Annotated in this window: 16 protein-coding genes; 9 read left to right on the top strand and 7 right to left on the bottom strand. The window is 39.9% G+C overall.

Features of this window, described 5'->3' with window-relative positions:
• Nucleotides 1-248: 248 nt before the first annotated feature.
• From addB to ACRPLY_RS23500, 5 genes are read left to right on the top strand one after another with little or no spacing between them, the layout of a single operon-like run.
• Nucleotides 249-3,749, top strand: coding sequence for a helicase-exonuclease AddAB subunit AddB (gene addB / locus ACRPLY_RS23520; protein ID WP_432232130.1), 3,501 nt, complete (start codon nucleotides 249-251; stop codon nucleotides 3,747-3,749).
• The gene (gene addA, locus ACRPLY_RS23515; RefSeq protein ID WP_432232129.1) at nucleotides 3,742-7,479 is read left to right on the top strand and encodes a helicase-exonuclease AddAB subunit AddA; all 3,738 of its coding nucleotides are present in this window, start codon (nucleotides 3,742-3,744) and stop codon (nucleotides 7,477-7,479) included. The genes addB and addA overlap by 8 nt, the downstream gene beginning before the upstream one ends.
• Before the next feature lie 53 nt (nucleotides 7,480-7,532).
• Nucleotides 7,533-8,717 carry an exonuclease SbcCD subunit D gene (locus ACRPLY_RS23510; RefSeq protein ID WP_028412416.1) on the top strand — a complete coding sequence of 395 codons (1,185 nt, stop codon included), beginning with the start codon at nucleotides 7,533-7,535 and terminating at the stop codon, nucleotides 8,715-8,717.
• Nucleotides 8,714-12,106, top strand: a complete 3,393-nt coding sequence (locus tag ACRPLY_RS23505; RefSeq protein WP_028412415.1) for an SbcC/MukB-like Walker B domain-containing protein — start codon at nucleotides 8,714-8,716, stop codon at nucleotides 12,104-12,106. The genes ACRPLY_RS23510 and ACRPLY_RS23505 overlap by 4 nt, the downstream gene beginning before the upstream one ends.
• Nucleotides 12,107-12,120: 14 nt before the next feature.
• Complete coding sequence (locus ACRPLY_RS23500; protein WP_028412414.1) at nucleotides 12,121-12,426, top strand: HNH endonuclease; 306 nt, start codon at nucleotides 12,121-12,123, stop codon at nucleotides 12,424-12,426.
• A gap of 46 nt (nucleotides 12,427-12,472) precedes the next feature.
• Here ACRPLY_RS23500 and ACRPLY_RS23495 read toward each other — a convergent pair whose 3' ends face one another.
• The 6 genes from ACRPLY_RS23495 to ACRPLY_RS23470 form a co-directional block, all read right to left on the bottom strand.
• A complete protein-coding gene (locus ACRPLY_RS23495) occupies nucleotides 12,473-12,691 on the bottom strand; it encodes a spore germination protein (RefSeq protein ID WP_013055353.1) in 219 nt (72 codons plus the stop codon).
• Between the two features lie 60 nt (nucleotides 12,692-12,751).
• Nucleotides 12,752-13,183, bottom strand: a complete 432-nt coding sequence (locus tag ACRPLY_RS23490) for a spore germination protein GerPE (protein ID WP_028412413.1) — start codon at nucleotides 13,181-13,183, stop codon at nucleotides 12,752-12,754.
• Nucleotides 13,184-13,195: 12 nt separating this feature from the next.
• Nucleotides 13,196-13,372, bottom strand: coding sequence for a hypothetical protein (locus tag ACRPLY_RS23485; protein WP_013055355.1), 177 nt, complete (start codon nucleotides 13,370-13,372; stop codon nucleotides 13,196-13,198).
• Nucleotides 13,369-14,070, bottom strand: coding sequence for a spore germination protein GerPC (gene gerPC / locus ACRPLY_RS23480; protein WP_098999232.1), 702 nt, complete (start codon nucleotides 14,068-14,070; stop codon nucleotides 13,369-13,371). Before gerPC ends, ACRPLY_RS23485 begins: the two co-directional genes overlap by 4 nt.
• A gap of 89 nt (nucleotides 14,071-14,159) precedes the next feature.
• Entirely contained in the window at nucleotides 14,160-14,435 is a 276-nt protein-coding gene (locus ACRPLY_RS23475) for a spore germination protein GerPB (RefSeq protein WP_029324687.1), read from the bottom strand.
• A 30-nt stretch (nucleotides 14,436-14,465) separates the two neighbouring features.
• Nucleotides 14,466-14,687 carry a spore germination protein gene (locus ACRPLY_RS23470; protein WP_013055358.1) on the bottom strand — a complete coding sequence of 74 codons (222 nt, stop codon included), beginning with the start codon at nucleotides 14,685-14,687 and terminating at the stop codon, nucleotides 14,466-14,468.
• 198 nt (nucleotides 14,688-14,885) lie between these two features.
• Here ACRPLY_RS23470 and ACRPLY_RS23465 point away from each other — a divergent pair, with 198 nt between their 5' ends.
• From ACRPLY_RS23465 to ACRPLY_RS23455, 3 genes are all read left to right on the top strand, one after another.
• On the top strand, nucleotides 14,886-16,058 hold the full coding sequence (locus ACRPLY_RS23465; RefSeq protein ID WP_154973616.1) for a DUF418 domain-containing protein: 1,173 nt from the start codon (nucleotides 14,886-14,888) through the stop codon (nucleotides 16,056-16,058).
• Nucleotides 16,059-16,136: 78 nt separating this feature from the next.
• The gene (locus ACRPLY_RS23460) at nucleotides 16,137-16,484 is read left to right on the top strand and encodes a DUF1516 family protein (protein ID WP_013055360.1); all 348 of its coding nucleotides are present in this window, start codon (nucleotides 16,137-16,139) and stop codon (nucleotides 16,482-16,484) included.
• A gap of 135 nt (nucleotides 16,485-16,619) precedes the next feature.
• Nucleotides 16,620-16,754 carry a hypothetical protein gene (locus tag ACRPLY_RS23455; protein WP_255293414.1) on the top strand — a complete coding sequence of 45 codons (135 nt, stop codon included), beginning with the start codon at nucleotides 16,620-16,622 and terminating at the stop codon, nucleotides 16,752-16,754.
• A gap of 85 nt (nucleotides 16,755-16,839) precedes the next feature.
• On the opposite strand, the gene ACRPLY_RS23450 is transcribed toward ACRPLY_RS23455, so the two are convergent.
• Nucleotides 16,840-17,400 (bottom strand): DUF2777 domain-containing protein, encoded by a 561-nt coding sequence (locus ACRPLY_RS23450; RefSeq protein ID WP_247807347.1) that lies wholly within the window; start codon nucleotides 17,398-17,400, stop codon nucleotides 16,840-16,842.
• A gap of 171 nt (nucleotides 17,401-17,571) precedes the next feature.
• Between ACRPLY_RS23450 and asnB the strand changes: the two genes are divergently transcribed.
• On the top strand, nucleotides 17,572-19,419 hold the full coding sequence (asnB, locus tag ACRPLY_RS23445; protein ID WP_028412408.1) for an asparagine synthase (glutamine-hydrolyzing): 1,848 nt from the start codon (nucleotides 17,572-17,574) through the stop codon (nucleotides 19,417-19,419).
• The last annotated feature ends 93 nt before the right edge of the window (nucleotides 19,420-19,512 follow it).

Here is a 19,512-nt window from a genome sequence, read left to right as displayed (position 1 = left end):
CGCTTTTCTAAAACTTTTTAGTGGTCATTTGGCTACTGAAAAGTTTTTTTGTTGCATCCAGCATTTCACATGTGTGCAAAGTGGAATTTTGTCTGCAAGTTCAGTAAAATAATAAGGAGAGAGATAGAGAGATTTAGCTGATTATCACTATAAAATTTTGATGACTGCGTCACGTGTTTGCGTGGCGTTTATCCATTTTGTACTTAAACAACTGAAAATATAGAGAAGAAAAATGAAGGGGTGAAAACGTGGGGCTACAGTTTTTATTAGGACGTTCAGGAAGCGGGAAAACGGAATATCTTTTAAATAGCATGCGCCAAGAGCTGTTAAATGCTCCGCTTGGGCATCCACTTATTTATATTGTACCTGAACAGATGACATTTCAGTCGGAGTATGCGCTTGTTCAAACACCTGGGTTAGAAGGCATGATGCGTGCTCAAGTTTATAGTTTTACACGTCTTGCGTGGCGTATTCTGCAAGAAGTCGGAGGTATTAGCCGCTATCATGTGGATCAAACAGGTATTCATATGATGCTTAAAAAAATTATCGAGCATCAAAAAAAAGAGCTTCGATTGTTTGCGAATTCTTCAGAACAAGCAGGGTTTATTGAAGAACTAGAAAAAATGGTTAAAGAATTTAAACAGTACACGGTAGATGCACCGTCTCTCGAAGAGATGAAGCAAAAACTTCAAGCAGAAGATGAGAAAGTCCTTGCTGATAAATTACATGATTTACATCTCATTTACGGAGAATTAGAAAAACAGCTGATGACAAAATATGTAGATGGAGAAGATTATTTGAAGCTGTTGAGCGAAAAAGTAGTCTCTTCTGCGTACCTTGCTCAAGCAACGATTTATGTAGATGGATTTCATCACTATACTCCTCAAGAATTAACGGTATTAGTAGAGCTGATGAAAGTTTGTAGAGAAGTGAAAATAGCGGTTACTTCTGATTATTCATATCAAGATTTTATTCCAAATGACCTGCACTTGTTTCGATTAACGAGCGAAACGTATCAAGAAATAATGGGCCTGGCGGCTGAAAACGGGATAGAGATTAAAGAGCCAAACGTATTTAATGAACAAAAAAGGCATCAAAACAGTCCAGAGCTTGCCTATTTAGAACGATATTATGATGAACGGCCAACGCCGGAATTTCAGTCAGAGCCCGAGCACATTCAGCTGCTGCCTGCTGTTAGCCGAAGAGCAGAGGTAGAAGGGATTGCAAGAGAAGTGCTGTCGCTTGTGCGCGATCACGGCTATCGCTATCGTGATATTGCCTTGATTGTTAGAAATGCAGAAGACTATCATGACTTGCTTCAAACCATTTTTCGAGATTATGAAATTCCGTACTTTATTGACCAAAAGCGAGCGATGTTTCACCATCCACTCGTTGAATTTATTCGCTCAGTCTTAGAGGTGGTAAGCGGGTCATGGCGATACGAAACCATCTTTCGGGCAGTGAAAACAGACCTTTTATTTCCTTTGTCATCTGATGTGCACCAGCTTCGCGAAGAGATGGATGAATTAGAAAATTACGTACTTGCTTACGGTATTCAAGGATCTAAGTGGACGAGTAAGGAGCCATTTACCTACAGAAAATATCGTTCGCTTGAAGACATGAACCTTGGGAAAACGGACGAAGAGCTTGCTTTTGAGCAAAAAATAAATGAATTAAAAAATATGATTGTTCCTCCTATTTATTCGCTTCAGAAAAAATTAAAACAAGCGAAAATAGGAAAAGAAAAAGCAGAAGCACTCTATCGTTTTTTAACGAACTTAGATATTCCACAAAAGATAGAAGCGCTGCGCAATAGATGTGAAGAAGAAGGTAAGCTTCAAGAAGCAAGAGAGCACGAGCAGGTATGGAAAGCAATTCTTCACTTATTTGATCAGTTTGTTGAAATGATGGGAGAAGAGAAAGTATCGATTTCTTTGTTCGCGGATCTATTTGAGATAGGGCTTGACAGCATGCAGTTTGCACTTGTTCCGCCTGCACTGGATCAAGTGGTTGTGGCAAGTTTTGAGCGTTCGCGTTTATCCGATATCAAAGCAAGCTTTGTGCTAGGCGTAAATGACGGTGTGATTCCAGCTAAACCAAAAAGCGGTGGTCTGTTATCTGAGAAAGAGAGAGAGCAGCTGCTTGAATCAGGCTTATTACTTGCGCCAACTGGAAGGCAAAAGCTGTTTGACGAACAATTTCTCATTTATTTAGCACTTTCCAGCTCTTCTGAAAAACTTTATGTTTCGTATCCTCTTGCCAATGAGGAAGGGAAGACTCTGCTGCCTTCACTCGTTATTAATCGATTAAAAGAGCTATTTCCGCTCCTGCAGGAAAAGCTGTTAATGACGGAGCCTACGGATTTAGAAGAAGAAAAGCAAGTTGATTATATAACAAATCCCTTAACGAGCATCGCGCATTTAGCCAGCCAGCTGCAAGGGTGGAAACGCCATTATCCGATGAGTTCCGCTTGGTGGGATGTATATAATTTTTATGTAGAAAATTCAGATTGGAACTCATATAGCGAGAAAGTACTAAGCAGTTTATTTTATAAAAACGAAGCAAAAAGGTTAACAAAGAAAACGAGTCAGCGTCTGTATGGAAAGCATATTCAAGCAAGCGTATCGAGAATGGAGAAATTTGAAGCCTGTCCGTACGCTCATTTTGCTTCTCACGGGCTTAAGCTTAAAGAACGAAAAGTTTTCAAATTAGCAGCTCCTGACATAGGCGAGTTATTTCACGCGGCGCTGAAGATGATTTCAGACGAGCTACGGGGCGGTCAAAAAGAATGGAAGAACTTAACGAGAAAAGACTGTCAGCAGCTTTCTACGGCTGCGGTGCACGAACTTGCTCCGCGCTTACAAAATGAAATTTTATTGAGCTCTAATCGCCACCACTATTTAACACATAAGCTGCAGCAAATTATTGAACGTGCGTCGCTTGTGTTAAGTGAGCACGCTAAGGTGAGCGGGTTTGTTCCTGTTGGATTGGAATTAGGGTTTGGTCCTAGCGCGGAGCTGCCTTCTATGCAGTTTACACTGCCAAATGGCCATACGATGGAACTTGTTGGCCGAATTGACAGAGTGGATAAAGCGGAAAGCTCCAAAGGACTTTTACTGCGTATTGTCGACTATAAATCAAGCGATAAAGCATTAAACTTAGTGGAAGTGTACTATGGTTTATCTCTTCAAATTTTAGCTTATTTAGACATAGTCGTGACGTATGCTGAACAGCTTCTTCATGATAATAGAGGAGCATTGCCTGCTGGCGTTCTTTATTTCCACGTTCATAATCCAATGATCAACAGTACTAAAGCATTACAACCCGATCAAATTGAAGCCGAAATCTTCAAGAAGTTTAAAATGAAAGGACTGCTTTTAGGGGACGAGGAAGCAGTCCGATTAATGGACGAAACGTTAGAATCAGGGCACTCACAGGTTATATCGGCGGGTATTAAAAAGACAGGGGGCTTTTATTCCAATTCTTCGGTTGCGAGCGAAGAAGATTTTACACATCTCCGTCAGTATGTGCGAGGTAAGTTTGTAGAGGCAGGTACTGAGATTACAAATGGAAAAATTGATATTTCGCCTTATAAGCTAAAAGATAAAACACCATGTGCGTTTTGTGAATACCGCTCAATCTGTCAGTTCGATGAATCAATGGAAAACAACGAATATCGTCAGCTTAGTACAGAGAGTCAAAATGTTATTTTAGATAAAATTCGAGAGGAGGCCAAACGAGATGAGTGAAGATATACACGTAAAACCGGCCGACTCCCAGTGGACGGATGATCAGTGGAACGCCATTGTTTCATCCGGTCAAGATATATTAGTAGCCGCGGCGGCTGGCTCAGGAAAAACAGCGGTTTTAGTCGAACGTATTATTAAAAAGATTACGATGGGCGAGGAACCAATTGATATTGATAGATTACTAGTTGCTACGTTTACAAATGCTTCTGCAGCCGAAATGAGAAATCGAATTGGAGAAGCATTGGAAAAAGAGTTAAAAAAGAATCCATCTTCTTTACACTTGCGCAGACAGCTTAATTTATTAAACCGTGCGTCGATTTCTACGCTCCATTCTTTTTGTTTAGAAGTCATTCGAACGTATTATTATTTGATCGATGTAGACCCTGGTTTTCGGATTGCAGATGATACGGAAGCGGATCTTCTGCGTGAAGAAGTATTAGAAGAATTGTTTGAAGAGCAGTACAGTATTGAACAGAACGAGCGATTCTTTGATTTAATTGATCGTTATACAAGCGACAGAAATGACTTAGATATTCAGCTTATGGTAAGAAAGCTATATGACTTTGCACGATCTAATCCCGACCCAAACGGCTGGCTTAAGATGATTGTGAGTCAATATGATGTCACAGAGGACTCTTCTATTGATTCACTTCCGTTTCTGTCTTTTCTTTTACAAGAAGTAACAACGCAGCTCGTGGGCATTGAGTCGATTTTAAAACAGGGCTTAGAGCTAACAAAGCTGCCGGGAGGGCCTGCTCCTCGCGCCGTTAATGCAGAGGAAGACCTGGCTCAAATTCATCGGCTGCTCAGCGCTTCTAAGCATTCTTTTGCTGATTTGCATGAGGAAATGCAGAATTTGAATTTTACTCGTTTAAAGCCATGTAAAGGAGATGCGTACGACTCGCAGCTTTTAGATGATTTTGGAGAGCTTCGCAAAAAAGCGAAAACAAGCCTTGAAAAGCTTCATGCTGATTTGTTTTCTAGGCCTTTGCACGGCTACATGGCTGATTTTGAAAAAATGAAGCCCGTTATTGAAACGCTAATCTTTTTAGTTCAGCGCTTCGGTGAACGATATGAACACATCAAAAAAGAGAAAGGGTTAGTGGACTTTTCTGATTTAGAGCATTATTGCCTGCAAATCTTGAGTGTAAAAGAAGACGGGGTGCTTAAGCCTTCGTCCATTGCTCAAAAATATCGCACTCAGTTTGAAGAGGTGCTTGTTGACGAATATCAAGATACAAATATGGTTCAAGAAACACTGATTAAATTAGTGACGAGAGATAGTGAAGAACAAGGGAATTTATTTATGGTTGGAGATGTAAAACAATCCATTTACCGCTTTCGTTTAGCGGAGCCATTTTTGTTTTTGACGAAGTACAAGCGATTTACGCAAGATGGACGACAATTTGGAAAACGTATTGACTTAAATAAAAACTTCCGAAGTCGTTCTCAAGTGCTTGACGCCACAAACTTTATTTTTAACCAGCTGATGGATGAAGAAGTAGGAGAAATTGCATATGACGATGATGCTTCTTTAAAATTAGGAGCATCGTATCCAAAAGTGGAAGGAATGGAAACGGAGCTTCTGCTGATTGCAAAAGAAAATGCAGAAGAAGGAGCGGAAGAAGAATCGGATTCTTCTCTCGTCGCGTTTTCAGAAGCAGAGCTTGAAACGGCTCAGTTAGAGGCAAGAGCAATGGCGCGCAAAATCAAAGAACTCGTTCAAAACCGTTTTCAAATATATGATCGCAAGCTCGATATCATGAGAAACGTAACGTATCGTGACTTTGTTATTTTGCTTCGTTCCATGCCTTGGGCTGCGCAGATTATGGATGAATTTAAACAAGAAGGCGTGCCGATTTATGCCGATTTATCAACAGGCTATTTTGATGCTACTGAAGTGATGATTATGATGTCTTTATTAAAAGTAGTAGATAACCCGCATCAAGACATTCCGTTAGCTTCTGTTCTTCGCTCACCGGTAGTAGGGCTTTCAGATGAAGAGTTGGCTACACTGAGAGCAGAGCAAAAGAAAGGAACGTATTATGATGCGTTAAAAACGTACTTAGCGGTTTCAGATGATGAAGAACTTCGCGATAAAGTGAAATATTTCTATGAGCAGTTAAAAGCATGGAGAACACAAGCTAGACAAAGCTCTTTGTCAGAACTAGTATGGCAAATTTACCGCGACACGGGTTTCTTTGAATTTGTTGGCGGACTTCCTGGCGGGAAACAGCGTCAAGCCAATTTACGTGCTCTTTACGATCGCGCTCGCCAGTATGAGGCGACTTCATTTAGAGGTCTGTTCCGCTTTTTACGCTTTATTGAACGGATGCAGGATCGAGGGAACGATTTAGGAGCTGCTCGAGCGCTGGGAGAACAAGAAGATGTGGTGCGTTTGATGACGATCCACAGCAGTAAAGGTCTTGAATTTCCTGTTGTTTTCGTAGCTGGTCTTGCTCGTCAGTTTAACTTAATGGACTTGAATAAAGCTTATTTACTCGATAAAGAACTAGGTTTTGGATCTAAATATATTGATCCGAAACTGCGTATTACGTACCCGACTCTTCTTCAGCAGACCATGAAGAAAAAAATGAAAAAAGAAAGCATGGCAGAGGAAATGCGGGTATTATACGTAGCTTTGACGCGTGCGAAAGAAAAACTTATTTTAGTTGGAACAGTAAAAGACGCATCAGAAAAGCTCAGACAATGGAGCTCCGTTATGGGACACGAAGATTGGACGCTTCCAGCTCACGTGAGAAGAGATGCAAAATGTTATTTAGACTGGATTGGACCTTCTTTAATTCGTCACAAAAATGTTAGTCATATGGTTGAAGGAGAGGTCCAGCCGGCCGAGATGATTTATCAGCATGCTTCAAGCTGGAAGCTTTCAACGTTATTAGCAGGTGATTTAGCCGAACAGCCTCTTGAAGAGCAGCAGCATCATGAAGAGCTTTTGAACGCTCTTCAAAAGCATGAGCCAGTTACAGAATCCAGCGATTATAAAGAGGAAGTGTATAGACGCTTAAATTGGTCTTATGATTATCGTGTAGCTTCCGTTCATCGTTCAAAGCAATCTGTTTCTGAACTAAAAAGGCAGCAGCAGCTGACGGATGCAGGTGCAAGCAGTGATCTTGTTTGGGGAGCTAAAGCACCTCTTGAAAACCGTCCGCTGTTTCTTCAAGAGAAATCTCTCACAGGAGCTGAAAGAGGAACAGCTACACATGCCGTTATGCAGCAGCTTCCATTAAATAAAGCTTATACCCTCGAAATGGTTCAAGACTTTATTCAATCAATGGTTACCAAAGAATTGTTGACGCAACAGCAAGCGGATGCCGTTGATGCAAATGATGTAGCAGACTTTTTAGACAGTGACATTGCACAAGATATTCGAACGGCTCGCACGGTTTATAGAGAGATGCCTTTTAGTTTAGGTGTCTCCGCTAAAGAAATCTATGATCATTGGGAGCAGGAAGACGAAACGATTTTAGTACAAGGTATTATTGATTGTTTATATGAAACGGAAGAAGGCCTCGTTTTACTTGATTTTAAAACAGATAATATTTCGGATCGTTTTCAAGGGGATTTTGAACGAGCAAAACCATTTCTAATTGAAAGATACCGCATTCAGTTAGAGCTTTACGCAAAGGCCATTGAGCGGATTGTGAAACAACCTGTTCAGCATCGCTATCTTTACTTTTTAGATGGTGGACATGCTGTTGAAATATAAGAAAAGAAGAAGGCGATGGTCTTCTTCTTTTTCACCAATAAGGAGAGAGTAACATGCGTTTATTACATACAGCGGATTGGCATTTGGGGCGAACGTTAGAAGGTCGAAGTCGTCTAGCTGAGCAAGCACAGTTTTTAGATGAACTGGCAGACATTGTGGAAGAAGAAAAGATAGATGCTATTCTCATGGCGGGAGATGCCTTTGATACGGTGAACCCTCCAGCAGCGGCAGAGCAGCTCTTTTACGAAAGTATGTCTAGATTGAGCAACAATGGAAAACGTCCAATTATTGTTATTGCAGGTAATCATGATAACCCAGATCGGCTGTCGGCGGCTTCTCCATTAGCCGTTCATCAAAATATTACACTTCTTGGTTTGCCTACTACCGATGTAGAAAGCATTCACATTCCTACATCAGATGAAATATTAAAGGTTGCGGCTCTTCCTTACCCATCTGAATCAAGGTTAAAGGAACTGTTAGCAGAAGAAAATGATGAGCTGGCTCTTCGAAATTCATACGATGCCAGAGTAAAAGGTATTTTCGATAAAATGAGTGAGCAGTTCACAGCAGATACCGTTAATATTGCCATGAGTCATATTTACGTAGCTGGCGGAAGTTCAACGGACTCAGAACGTCCAATTGAAGTAGGAGGAGCTTATACGGTGGCGGCGACTAGTTTACCTGCTAATGCTCAATATGTAGCTCTAGGACATTTGCATCGCCCGCAAATGATCAATCGCGCCCACACTCTGGCAAGGTATTCCGGTTCACCTCTTGCTTACAGCTTTTCGGAGTCAGGATACGCAAAGTCGGTTACCATTTTAGATGCTCAGCCAGGAAAAGAGGTTGAGATGACTGAAATTCCATTATCTAGCGGAAAGCCCTTGACGCGTTGGAAAGCGAAAAACGGATTGGCAGAAGTATATACGTGGCTTGATGAACAGAAAGATGCGCAGGCATGGGTTGATTTAGAAGTTCACGTAGAAGATGCACTTTCACTAGAAGAAATCCATCGACTTCGCAAGCTTCATCCAGGCTTTATTCATATTCGTCCGGTATTCAAAGCAGAAGAACTAGCAAATGAAACACGTTCACAGCGCGAAGTGCCAATCGAAGAACTGTTTACAAAGTTCTACAGCAGGCAAACCGGCGGAGGGGCACCTGATGATGAGTTAGTCAAACTGTTTTTAACCTTGATTAACGATGAAGAAGTATCGGGAAAGGAGGATGAAAAATGAAACCTATTAACTTGACCGTTTCGGGGCTTCACAGTTTTAGAGAAAAACAAACTGTCGACTTTGAAGCGCTGTGTTCAGGCGGTGTGTTTGGAATATTTGGTCCTACTGGAAGCGGGAAATCCTCCATTTTGGATGCCATTACACTAGCTTTATACGGAAAAGTAGAGCGTGCAGCCAATAATACACAAGGAATTTTAAATCACGGGGAAAATGAACTGAAAGTATCGTTTACGTTCGAGCTGGAAAACGCTAGTCATAAAAAACGCTATACTGTTGAACGAAGCTTTAAACGGACAGATGAGCTGCGTGTGAAATCAGCTTCCAGTCGATTGATTGAAATTGAAGATGAAACGTACGTATTAGCGGATAAAACAAATGATGTAAACCAGCAGGTACAGGAACTTCTTGGTTTAACAATTGATGATTTTACAAGAGCTGTTGTATTACCACAAGGAAAATTTGCAGAGTTTTTATCGTTAAAAGGGACGGAGCGCCGTCAAATGCTTCAGCGTCTTTTTAATCTCGAGCAGTACGGAGATCAGCTTAGTAAGAAAATACGCTATCAAGTTCAGCAGCTAAAAACAGACCTAGATAAAATCACGGCAGAACAAACGGGATTAGGTGAAGCTTCAACAGAGAAAGTAACAGAAGCCGAGCAGCTTGTAAGTGATAGCATTGTACTTTTGGAAAAACGAGAAAAAGAAGCGGCTGATTTGCAGGAACGATACGATCAGCAGGCGTCTCTTTGGAAAGCGCAGCAGGAAAAAACACTGTTAGAAGAAAAACTAGTGCATGCTTCTAAGCAGGAAGAGGAGATTAAACAAAAGCAAGATTTGCTGACGAAAGCGCAGCAGGCAGAGCGTCTTTTTCCTTATTTAGAAACATTTGAACAAGCTGAAAAACAGCAGAAGCTTTATAAAGATAAAGTAGAAAAATTAAAAGTGCAAATTGTTCAGCAAAGTGAGGAATATAAGCGATCCAATAGCTTATATGAGCAGGCTCGCTTACAAAAAAATGAACAGCAGCCCAAATTGGTTGTTCAAAAAGAACAGCTCCAACAAGCTTCTGATCTTCAAAAACAAATTAAAGATGGGCAGCAAGAAGTAAAAGAAGCGGAAGTTTCTCTTCAGCAAAAGCAGCAGGCACTTCAAACGAAAAATGATGAATTAATAGAAGCGGATAAGCGGTATCAGCAAGGTCTGAATCTTCAAAAAGAGTTAAAAGAAGCATTAACAAAAGTGGAGATTCAACCTGATTATCGGCAGGCTGTTCAGCAAGCATTCTACCGTTATCAAGTATGGAATAATGATAAAAAAAATCTAGATGAAGGCCAAAAAACGTATAAAGAAAAAGCGGAACAGCTTCAGCATTTGCATACACAAAAACAAACACACCAAGAGAGATATCAGCAAACAATAGAACGAAGCAAAGAGTTATTTTCAGATATTCAAGGCTTGTATCACACTGTATGTGAGCGGGAAAAAGAGTTTCAGCAGCTTTTTAAACAGGCGGATCATTTAATGAGTGATCTAAAAAGACGCAAGGAAAAAGAATGGTCACATCGTCTGGCTCATCAATTAGCTGAGCAGCTGACTAAAGGAGAGCCTTGCCCAGTTTGTGGCTCTGAGCATCATCCTAACCCCGTGTTAAACCAAAAAGAAGAAAATAGTACAGTAGAATCAGCGGATCAGTTCGAAGATCAAGTCAATCAGTTGCGTGAACAGCGATTTAGCTATTCGTCGCTTAAAATGCAGCTTGAACAGCTAGCTAAACCTCTTGTTGAAAAAATACCTGATTTAGCTGGGTTTATGAATGAAGCTGGCCAAGTCCCTGCTTTAGGAGAAATGAGTACAGATGCCTTTGGTCGGTATGCTAAGAAAATAGAAGTTGAAATTAAATCTCTTGAGCAGGATTATTTGCAGATAAGTGAAAAACAGCAGGCAATTCTCGGGCAGGTACAGAAGGTCCAGCAAAGTCTTGAAAAGATTGAATTAGAGCTTGCTCATTATCAAAAAGAACAAGCTGAATTGGAAAGAAAAGTAACTCAGCAAAAACAAGCGTTACAAGCAGGAAAAGAAGCTTTTCAACAAGATTATCCTTCCTTTGTATTTGAAGAGATGGAAAAAATTAATGAACAGCTAAACGAGCGAGAAAAAGAAGAGCAGACAATAAAGGCTCGAATTGAAAAAAGCAGCGTATTTTTTGAAAATCAGCAAAAGAAAATCGAACGTCTAAAAGAAGAAAAATATGCGGGCGAAAAAGAATTTACAGAATTAAAAGCAATGCTGTCTCATAAACAATCTCTTGTTCACTCGCAAATTGAACGCTTGCGTACGCTTACAGATCAAGAAGATATTGAACAAGCGCTGCAAAAAACAGTTCACTTACTTGCGGAGTTAGAGACGAATGAACAGCAGGCGTATCAACATTGGCAGACTGTTCAAAAAGCGTATCAAACGCTGCAAATGGATGAAAAAGCAGCGAGCGAATCTCTAGAAACAGCTCATATCCAGTATAAAAAAGCAGCTGGAAAATGGGAAGAAGCGATAGGGAGTTCTTTATTCAGCGAAGAAAAAGAAGTTCAGCAAGCTTTGTTATCACATGATGAGATGAAATTGTTGGATGAAACTGTTCAGGCTTATTGGGACAACATAAAACAGATGAAGTCATCAATTGAACAGTTAAATATCCAGCTGAATCAGCAGTCCATAGAAGAGCAGCAATTTGAAGAAACTCAGCAGCTGCTTCATGATATAAAAGCCGCTGTAAAAGAAGCCGTTCAGCTCAAGGGAGCAGCTGAGCAAACGTTAAAAAGCGTCAAAGAACGGCATGAGCGATTTTTAGTGCTTGAACAGGACCGTGAAGAAAAACAAGCGTTATTTGAACAGTATCAAAAGCTTCAAACAGTATTTAAAGGAAATGCTTTCGTCGAATATATTGCTGAAGAACAGCTGATGTCCGTTAGCCGAGATGCTTCAGAGCGTCTGGGTATATTAACACGTCAGCGCTATGCGATTGAAGTTGATTCACAAGGCGGCTTTATCATGAGAGATGATGCAAATGGAGGCGTAAAACGTCCGGTTTCAACTTTATCGGGAGGGGAAACATTTTTAACTTCCCTCGCTCTGGCCCTTTCATTATCTGCACAAATACAGCTAAGAGGAGAATATCCACTGCAGTTTTTCTTTTTAGATGAAGGATTTGGAACGCTTGATGGAGAGCTTCTTGATACCGTGGTTACGGCGCTTGAAAAACTTCAGTCCAATAATTTATCAATTGGAGTCATCAGTCACGTACAAGAACTTCGAGCTCGGCTGCCAAAACGTTTGATTGTTGAGCCGTCCGAGCCTTCTGGCAAAGGAACTAGTGTAAGAGTAGAAACTTTATAGGGAAGGAAATCTATATGAAGAAAAAAGACAGGCGAATAGGAACATGCGAATTATGCGGAAGGCAGGATGTCTTGACGACCGTACATCATTTAACGCCAAAGGAAATGGGCGGAGTGTTTGAACCGACGGCAAACTTATGTATTCCGTGTCATAAACAAATTCATGCGTTATACACAAATGATGAATTAGCCATTCGTCTTAATACGATTTCTTTATTACAAGCTGATTCTAAAATTAGCTCTTTTATTAAATGGATTCGTAAACAGCCTTCTTCTAAATTACCTAAAACCAAAAAATCAAACAGCCGAAAATCTAAGTGAATGAAAAACCCCTTATCTGCTTTAGTAGCAAAGATAAGGGGTTTTTTTAAGCATTTGCCGCTATATTTTGATCGAATAAATCTGGATCTAACGTATTTGTTCCTGAAATGCCGTTATTTGTATTAACAAAGTTACCTGTATTTAAAGAGCCTGAGCCTGAGGCTGTTTTAGCAGCGCTTTTTGGAGAAACATAAAACGTATCTCCAAACGTTACGACACCGCCCCCGACGCTCGTGATACTAACGGGTCCGATTATTGCTGGCATGAGGTTCACACCCTTTTTTTCGTGATATTAGTTTAGTATATGAGCAGTTTCTTAAAAGGTTCACTCACTGCCGCTAGCTTCTGAAGCAGCTTTCTTTGAAGCTCCTGTTTCAGCTTCCTTTGAAGGTTCATCGTTGATCAGTTCACGAATATGCTTAATGCGGGCTTCTGCATACACATTGCAGGTCGAGCCAACATGAATAACTGACGAGAATGAGCACCCTTTTATATCAATTCTGTTAACGCGGATTAAAGGTATTTCATTCCACGTTTGAACGGGAATAGGTTCGTAGTCACCATGGGGAATAGGCTCACTAAAGATAGCATAATCATCAAAATTTCCTTCTCTGCCGTAGAAAAACGGATACTGTCTCCGATCAGCTAACGCTTTATTAAGTAGGTGAATTTCTGTTGAATCTCCAATTTGGCAAAAAGAGCTCGCTGACAAGGAATTAATTTCTATATAATTAACAGAAGATGTGCGTGAAAGCATACATAAGCTCCTTTATGATAACGATAGTGGAACATAAGGACCGATAATCAAAGATTCCGCTGGTGTATCAAATGTTGAAGAGAGAGAGATGTAATTTGCATCACCAATTAAAAAAAGAGAAGAAGAAGATACGCCTGTAATACTAACGTCTCCAACAAGCAATTCACGGTTTACAACGTTAAAGTTCATGAAGGGGGTCCACCTTTCTTTAAGGATTCAGGTAAATACGTTAAAAATGCGTCAATTCCTTTTTTCATATCTTCATAAAGTTTACCGATAATTTGCGGTTTAATTTGTTCAAAATTCCGTTCCATTTCTTCCGGCTGAACTTGCTGTATATAAAAAGTAATCCGCTGCTGCAGCTGCTTTTTAATATCTTCTAAAATAAACTCGTAGTACGATTCATCAATCATCATCGAGCGCTCATCAAGCACATGTTGAACCATAGAAAATCCATATTGATTGAGCTCATTTAAAATCGTTTCATGAATATCAGAGACCCACTGCTTTTCTAGCTGGCGATTCAATGGTTTTAAGCTGGGATTTTGCGGTCCAGGACCTCCGGGTTGTCCCGGCTGCTCACCTTGAGGCTGAGCTCCTTGCGGAAATGTTACTTCTGGTTTCTCATTAATAATGATATCTTCTAAATTATCGGGTGTAAGAGGGTTCAATCCAATATTTAATGTTCCATCTAAAGAATCAATTTTTAACTGTTCAAATTTATATTCAATTTTATCAATTTTAATAGGTGGCTGTTCACCTAACTCTTTTATTTTTTGCTGAAGTTCTTGTACGTTTTTTTCAAGCTGAGCAATGCGTTCTTCTTGCTGCTGAATATACGAAGACATTTGCTGAACATACTGATGAACCTGCTGAATATAGTTCATGTTATCCACCTTCAATCACCTCGATTCCCTTATCTCCCGATAAAGAAAATAGTTATATATATACATATGGCGATGAAGGTTGTAACATGTCAGTCGTTGTCTCGAGCTGGGGGAGTTAACGACTGTGAAAAAGGAGCGGGTGCAGTGCCAGCACCGGTTCCGGGAGTAAAGGTAGAGGGAGAAACAGATCCAAGAATGCCTTTTTTTGTTTCAGTAGGTGCAGCGCCTGTAAACCCTCCTGTATTAAAGAGATTTGAGTTCGGTTTAATAACACCTACGCTTCCAATTTGAAGTACCGAAGAGTTACTTACGGCACTGATTTTCATACTTTGAATACAGATACTTTGATTTACATAAAAGTTCATAAGCATCCTCCTGTATGAGCTTCATTTCTATTAGAGATTTCCAGCGACATTTTGATCATTTACGTCATTGTCCGACGTATTCGTTGAGCTCTGCTGATTCACAACATATAATCCGTCGCCTGTATTAAACGAACCTGCGCCAGCAAATGTTTTAGCAGTAGAAATAGGGGCTATTGTATAAACATCTCCAATATGAAAGACGCTGGCTGAACCAACACTGTTAAGATTAACAACACCAACAATGGCAGGCATAGGCAAACACCCTTTTAATTTAGTCTAGTAACAGCATATGAAGCCTAGACAAAAAGGTGATTAATGCTTTTTCCTTATCTATATGCAGAGGAGAAGTAAAACATTAAAAAGAGGAATGGAAATAGTAAACATTGAAGAAAAACTTTTATGTTCGATATAATGTGAAAGCAATAATGAAAGCATGTAAGGTGTGAAAGAATGAAACGTTTCAAAATGAACGCGACTGATAAAGAACAGCGTATTGAAGCAGCGGATGTATTAAAAGGAATCGCGCTTATTGGTATTTTGCTGATGAACATGCCCGATTTTTATTCGCCTGCTGCCTATTACGACAATAATTTGATGAATGGTTCAAGAATGAGTTATGTTGCTAATGGATTAGTTGATATAGTAGTAGGGCAGACAGGGTACGCGCTGCTTGCTATTTTGTTTGGATTTGGTTTTATGAAAATGTTCCAGCGTACATACGAAAGGCAAGTAAGCTTTACTCCTTTTTATGTACGAAGAATGACAGCTTTGCTTCTCGTGGGAGCTATTCATGCTGTATTTATTTGGCACGGTGATATGATTGTGATATACAGCTTCTTTGCTTTGATTATGCTGTTTTTCCAAGAAGCAAAGAAAGAAGTGTTATTAGCATGGGGAACCGGAATATTTAGTATTTACGCTGTGATTATGATTGTTATTTTAACGGTAGCGGCTTTTGCTAATGAAGGAGAGACAGCAGCGGGAATTCACCAGCCTATTATTGACCAAGCGCTTCAAGTATATGGACACGGAAGTTTTGCGTCAATATTTCATCAGCGCTTGCTGGATTGGTACTACGCGTATAATTTAAATACGGTTCCTTTTCTGTTTTTATCGCTATTTCCACTGTTTTTATTAGGCGGCTTTATAGCAAAAAGCGAATGGTTTAAAGAAATAGAAGAATATATAGTTGAGACAAAGTGGATTTGTCTTATTTCATTCATCGTATATGGAGCATCATCTGTATTGCCTTATGCTTTAGATCACAATGTAGCTACATCTTATATTCACGATACAATTGGAGGAACGGCAGGAGCAATTTTTGTTGTAACGTTGGTCACATTGGCTATGCGAAGTGTATCTATTCGAAAAATCATGCAGCCATTTGCCTTTTTGGGGAGAATGATTTTAACTAACTATATTGTCCAGTCCATTGTATGTACATTCCTTTTTTACTCATATGGGTTAGGATACTACGGACATATTTCAATTGTAGAAGGATTGGCTATTGCGGGGATTATCATTTTTATTCAACTGCTGGGAAGCTGGATATGGATGAGCCTATTTTCAGATGGACCGCTTGAAAAACTCATTCGGTATGCTACATATGGACGCAGCCGCTAAAAATCCTTTTCCTTCCTTATATTATTGGTGAAGGAAAGGTTTTCATGATATGATATTTTCAGAAAGGACGTGAGATGAATGGCTCCACTACATATTCATGTAACGCTTTGGACATTATTGATTATCTCGTTTGTGGTTTCGTTGATTTTACATCGAGCAGGTAAAGCTAAAGGTCAAAAAATCCTACATATGGTGGCGAGACTTCTATACTTATTAGTATTAGTATCAGGTCTGCATATGTTAGCAGCTTGGTACCATTTTCAAGGCGCAGCGCTCATTAAAGGAATTGCCGGAGTGTTAGTGCTTGTGGGAATGGAAATGGTCCTTGTTCGTACTGAAAAAAGAAAACGTACAGGCGTTGCTTGGGCAGTTCTTGTAATTGCGCTTATCTTAGTATTCTATTACGGATATGTCGTGCTAGGATAAGAAAAGAGGATAGGGCAAGAGTATTTTAGTTCAAAGAAAAACCGAAGTATTAATCAGAATTCTGATTAATACTTCGGTTTTTTTTTTCGTTGTCATGGTGAAAGTAAATTTAATGCGTGTAGGTGCTTCTAGCTGTTGATTGGAGGGCAAGGCGAAGACTCCTGCGGGAAAAGTGGCACAGGTGAGACCCCGCAGGAGCGTAAGCGACGAGGAGGCTCATCGGCCGCCCGCGGAAAGCGAAGCCTTGCACGGAAACCAATAGCGGTTTAAAAGCAATCAATACGAACTCATATATCCAATTTTTTCTTTTTAGATTAGGTTGATGAAGTTATGTCTCAAACTCTTTTCTTTTGCTTTAATCTAAAAAAAGATTCATTGAACGTTCTCCATCGTTAACGGTATATTCAAATCGGTCTAGGTATTGCGTGCCTCGTTCGAATAAATGCTGAACGGCACAAATATTTTCTTCATTGTCATAAATGATAAAATTAGCACCTTTTGTATCACCGTCTGTCGGTAAAAAACATAATGTGTTGTGACAGTAAATACAATCATAAAGAGAGAATTTTAATGAATTTAAGTGCTGAGTGAATGATAAAAAGGTCTCTTTCGGTAGTGATTGAAGAAGCTGTTCGTATGCATAAGGTAGCTTTTTAGTCAGTCTTAGCTTATCCCCATTTCGCAATAAATACGTTCCATCGTGAAGCTTTATTTGACGGTCATCAACCATAATGGCTTTTTCCCAGCGTGTATCAATAAGAAGTTCTAATGTCTCATCCATTACTTCATGAAGCATGGAAGCTTCGTCACTTTCATCTTCAAAGAAAATCCACTGTGAATCAACACATTCAACCGTACCAATCACGAAGGAACGCGGCTGATTGTTCATAGCTTGTTGTTTAGAATAATGATTCATAATCAAACCTCCGTGTGAAATTTATCCATATTTTTTTATTGCCTAAAAAAGCTCTCTTTATAACTGAAAAGTAAAAATAAAATATAAGGACAATTCAACTGTAACTACTGCGTGCATACAATGGCATTATTTCATTCATAAACAAGAGCGTGAAAGAAAGGATGATAAACGATGTGTGGTATAACGGGTTGGGTCGATTTAAAGCGATCGCTTTTAAATGAAACAGCAACAATAACAAAAATGGCTGACACTTTATCGAAAAGAGGTCCTGATGACACCAACGTATGGACACAGCAGCATGTTGCTTTTGGGCACAAACGCTTAGTTGTAGTAGATCCTCAAGGCGGAAGACAGCCGATGACGCGAGAAAAAAATGAACAGCTCTACACGCTTTGCTATAATGGAGAGCTTTACAACACGGAAGATATTCGGAAAGAATTACTAAAAAGAGGTTATCAATTTCAGGGACATTCAGATACGGAAGTACTTCTAACATCTTATATAGAATGGAAAGAATCATGCGTAGATCATTTTAACGGTATCTTTGCTTTTTCGATCTGGGATGAAGCCAATGAAAAGTTATTTATAGCACGCGACAGAATGGGAGTGAAGCCCTTATTCTATCGATCTTATGAAGGTGGAATTCAATTTGCATCAGAATTAAAGGCGATATTAGCTCATCCTGAGGTAAAAGCAGAAGTAGGATTAGATGGATTAGCAGAAGTGTTTGGCTTAGGACCTTCTCGTTCTCCCGGCCACGGCGTATTTAAAAACATAAATGAATTACGCCCGGCTCACGCGCTCACGCTTACGCGTAACGGATTGAAGATTTGGCGATACTGGAACGTAAAAAGTGAGCAGCATACAGATAATTTAGCTGAAACAACAGAAAAAGTTAAATTTTTAGTGCAAGACGCGATTGTAAGACAGCTAGTGTCGGATGTCCCGGTTTGTACATTTTTATCAGGTGGAGTGGACTCAAGCGCCATTACAGCAATTGCTGCAAATGCGTTCAAAGAAAGCGGCAAGGGCTCCCTTCATACGTATTCTATCGACTATGAAGACAATGATAAATTTTTTAAAGCAAATGAGTTTCAGCCAAATTCTGATGGAACTTATATCAAGCTCATGTCCGATACGTTTCAAACAAATCATCATCGCTGCATTATTTCAACGGAGGACCTTGTGCAGCATTTAACAGAGGCTGTAGAGGTGAGAGATCTTCCTGGAATGGCTGATGTAGATTCATCGTTGCTTTGGTTTTGCCGTGAAATCAAACAAGATTTTGTCGTGAGCTTATCAGGAGAATGTGCAGATGAAATTTTTGGAGGATATCCGTGGTTTCACCGAAAACACGATTTGTCTTCGGATACTTTCCCGTGGATGCGCTCATTAGATGCTCGAATTGATTTGCTGCAAAGTTCATGGAGAAAGAAATTACAGTTAGAAGATTATGTACGTGCAAGATATGAAGAAACGTTAAAGGAAGTGCCTGAATTAGAAGGTGAATCGTTAGAAGATGCGCAGCGGAGAAAGCTGTTTTATTTAAATCAGGTTTGGTTTATGACAACTTTATTAGATCGTAAAGATCGTATGAGCATGGGAGCGAGCTTAGAAGTACGCGTACCTTTTGCAGATCATCGCCTTGTGGAATATGCATGGAATATTCCATGGGAGATGAAAATGACGGGCAATAAAGAGAAGGGGATTTTACGCAAAGCGCTTGAAGGAATTTTGCCTCATGACGTTCTTTATCGCAAGAAAAGCCCTTACCCTAAAACGCATAACCCAGCTTATACAAAAGCTGTAACTGTATGGCTTCAATCTCTTTTACAAGATAAACAGTCACCTCTTTATGAATTTTTTGATAAGCAGCAGTTAAAGCATATTATTGATACAGGCGGAGAAGGATTTAAAGCGCCGTGGTTTGGTCAATTAATGACAGGGCCTCAGCTGCTAGCTCATCTAGCTCAAATTCACGTCTGGTTTACTCACAATAATATTCAAATTGTTGAATGACAGGACCCTCTCAGTACAGAGGGTTTTTTTATGAAATCAGTCATCCATTTCTCTTTTTTATACGTTTAAGTAGAGAAGAAGACCGCAGTCTAT

The sequence above is a fragment of the Priestia sp. TGN 0903 genome (genome assembly GCF_050846855.1).
Classification (GTDB): Bacteria; Bacillota; Bacilli; order Bacillales; family Bacillaceae_H; genus Priestia; species Priestia zanthoxyli.
This window is presented reverse-complemented; position numbering and strand designations above follow the sequence as displayed.

Bases quoted from the DNA above. Each gene is read 5' to 3' on its own strand.
- ACRPLY_RS23465 (WP_154973616.1), top strand. From the start codon at position 14,886: ATGAAACGTTTCAAAATGAACGCGACTGATAAAGAACAGCGTATTGAA.
- asnB (WP_028412408.1), top strand. From the start codon at position 17,572: ATGTGTGGTATAACGGGTTGGGTCGATTTAAAGCGATCGCTTTTAAAT.
- ACRPLY_RS23505 (WP_028412415.1), top strand. From the start codon at position 8,714: ATGAAACCTATTAACTTGACCGTTTCGGGGCTTCACAGTTTTAGAGAA.
- ACRPLY_RS23510 (WP_028412416.1), top strand. From the start codon at position 7,533: ATGCGTTTATTACATACAGCGGATTGGCATTTGGGGCGAACGTTAGAA.
- ACRPLY_RS23460 (WP_013055360.1), top strand. From the start codon at position 16,137: ATGGCTCCACTACATATTCATGTAACGCTTTGGACATTATTGATTATC.
- ACRPLY_RS23490 (WP_028412413.1), bottom strand. From the start codon at position 13,183: ATGCTTTCACGCACATCTTCTGTTAATTATATAGAAATTAATTCCTTG.
- gerPC (WP_098999232.1), bottom strand. From the start codon at position 14,070: ATGAACTATATTCAGCAGGTTCATCAGTATGTTCAGCAAATGTCTTCG.
- addA (WP_432232129.1), top strand. From the start codon at position 3,742: ATGAGTGAAGATATACACGTAAAACCGGCCGACTCCCAGTGGACGGAT.
- ACRPLY_RS23485 (WP_013055355.1), bottom strand. From the start codon at position 13,372: ATGAACTTTAACGTTGTAAACCGTGAATTGCTTGTTGGAGACGTTAGT.
- ACRPLY_RS23475 (WP_029324687.1), bottom strand. From the start codon at position 14,435: ATGAACTTTTATGTAAATCAAAGTATCTGTATTCAAAGTATGAAAATC.
- ACRPLY_RS23470 (WP_013055358.1), bottom strand. From the start codon at position 14,687: ATGCCTGCCATTGTTGGTGTTGTTAATCTTAACAGTGTTGGTTCAGCC.
- ACRPLY_RS23500 (WP_028412414.1), top strand. From the start codon at position 12,121: ATGAAGAAAAAAGACAGGCGAATAGGAACATGCGAATTATGCGGAAGG.
- ACRPLY_RS23495 (WP_013055353.1), bottom strand. From the start codon at position 12,691: ATGCCAGCAATAATCGGACCCGTTAGTATCACGAGCGTCGGGGGCGGT.
- ACRPLY_RS23450 (WP_247807347.1), bottom strand. From the start codon at position 17,400: ATGAATCATTATTCTAAACAACAAGCTATGAACAATCAGCCGCGTTCC.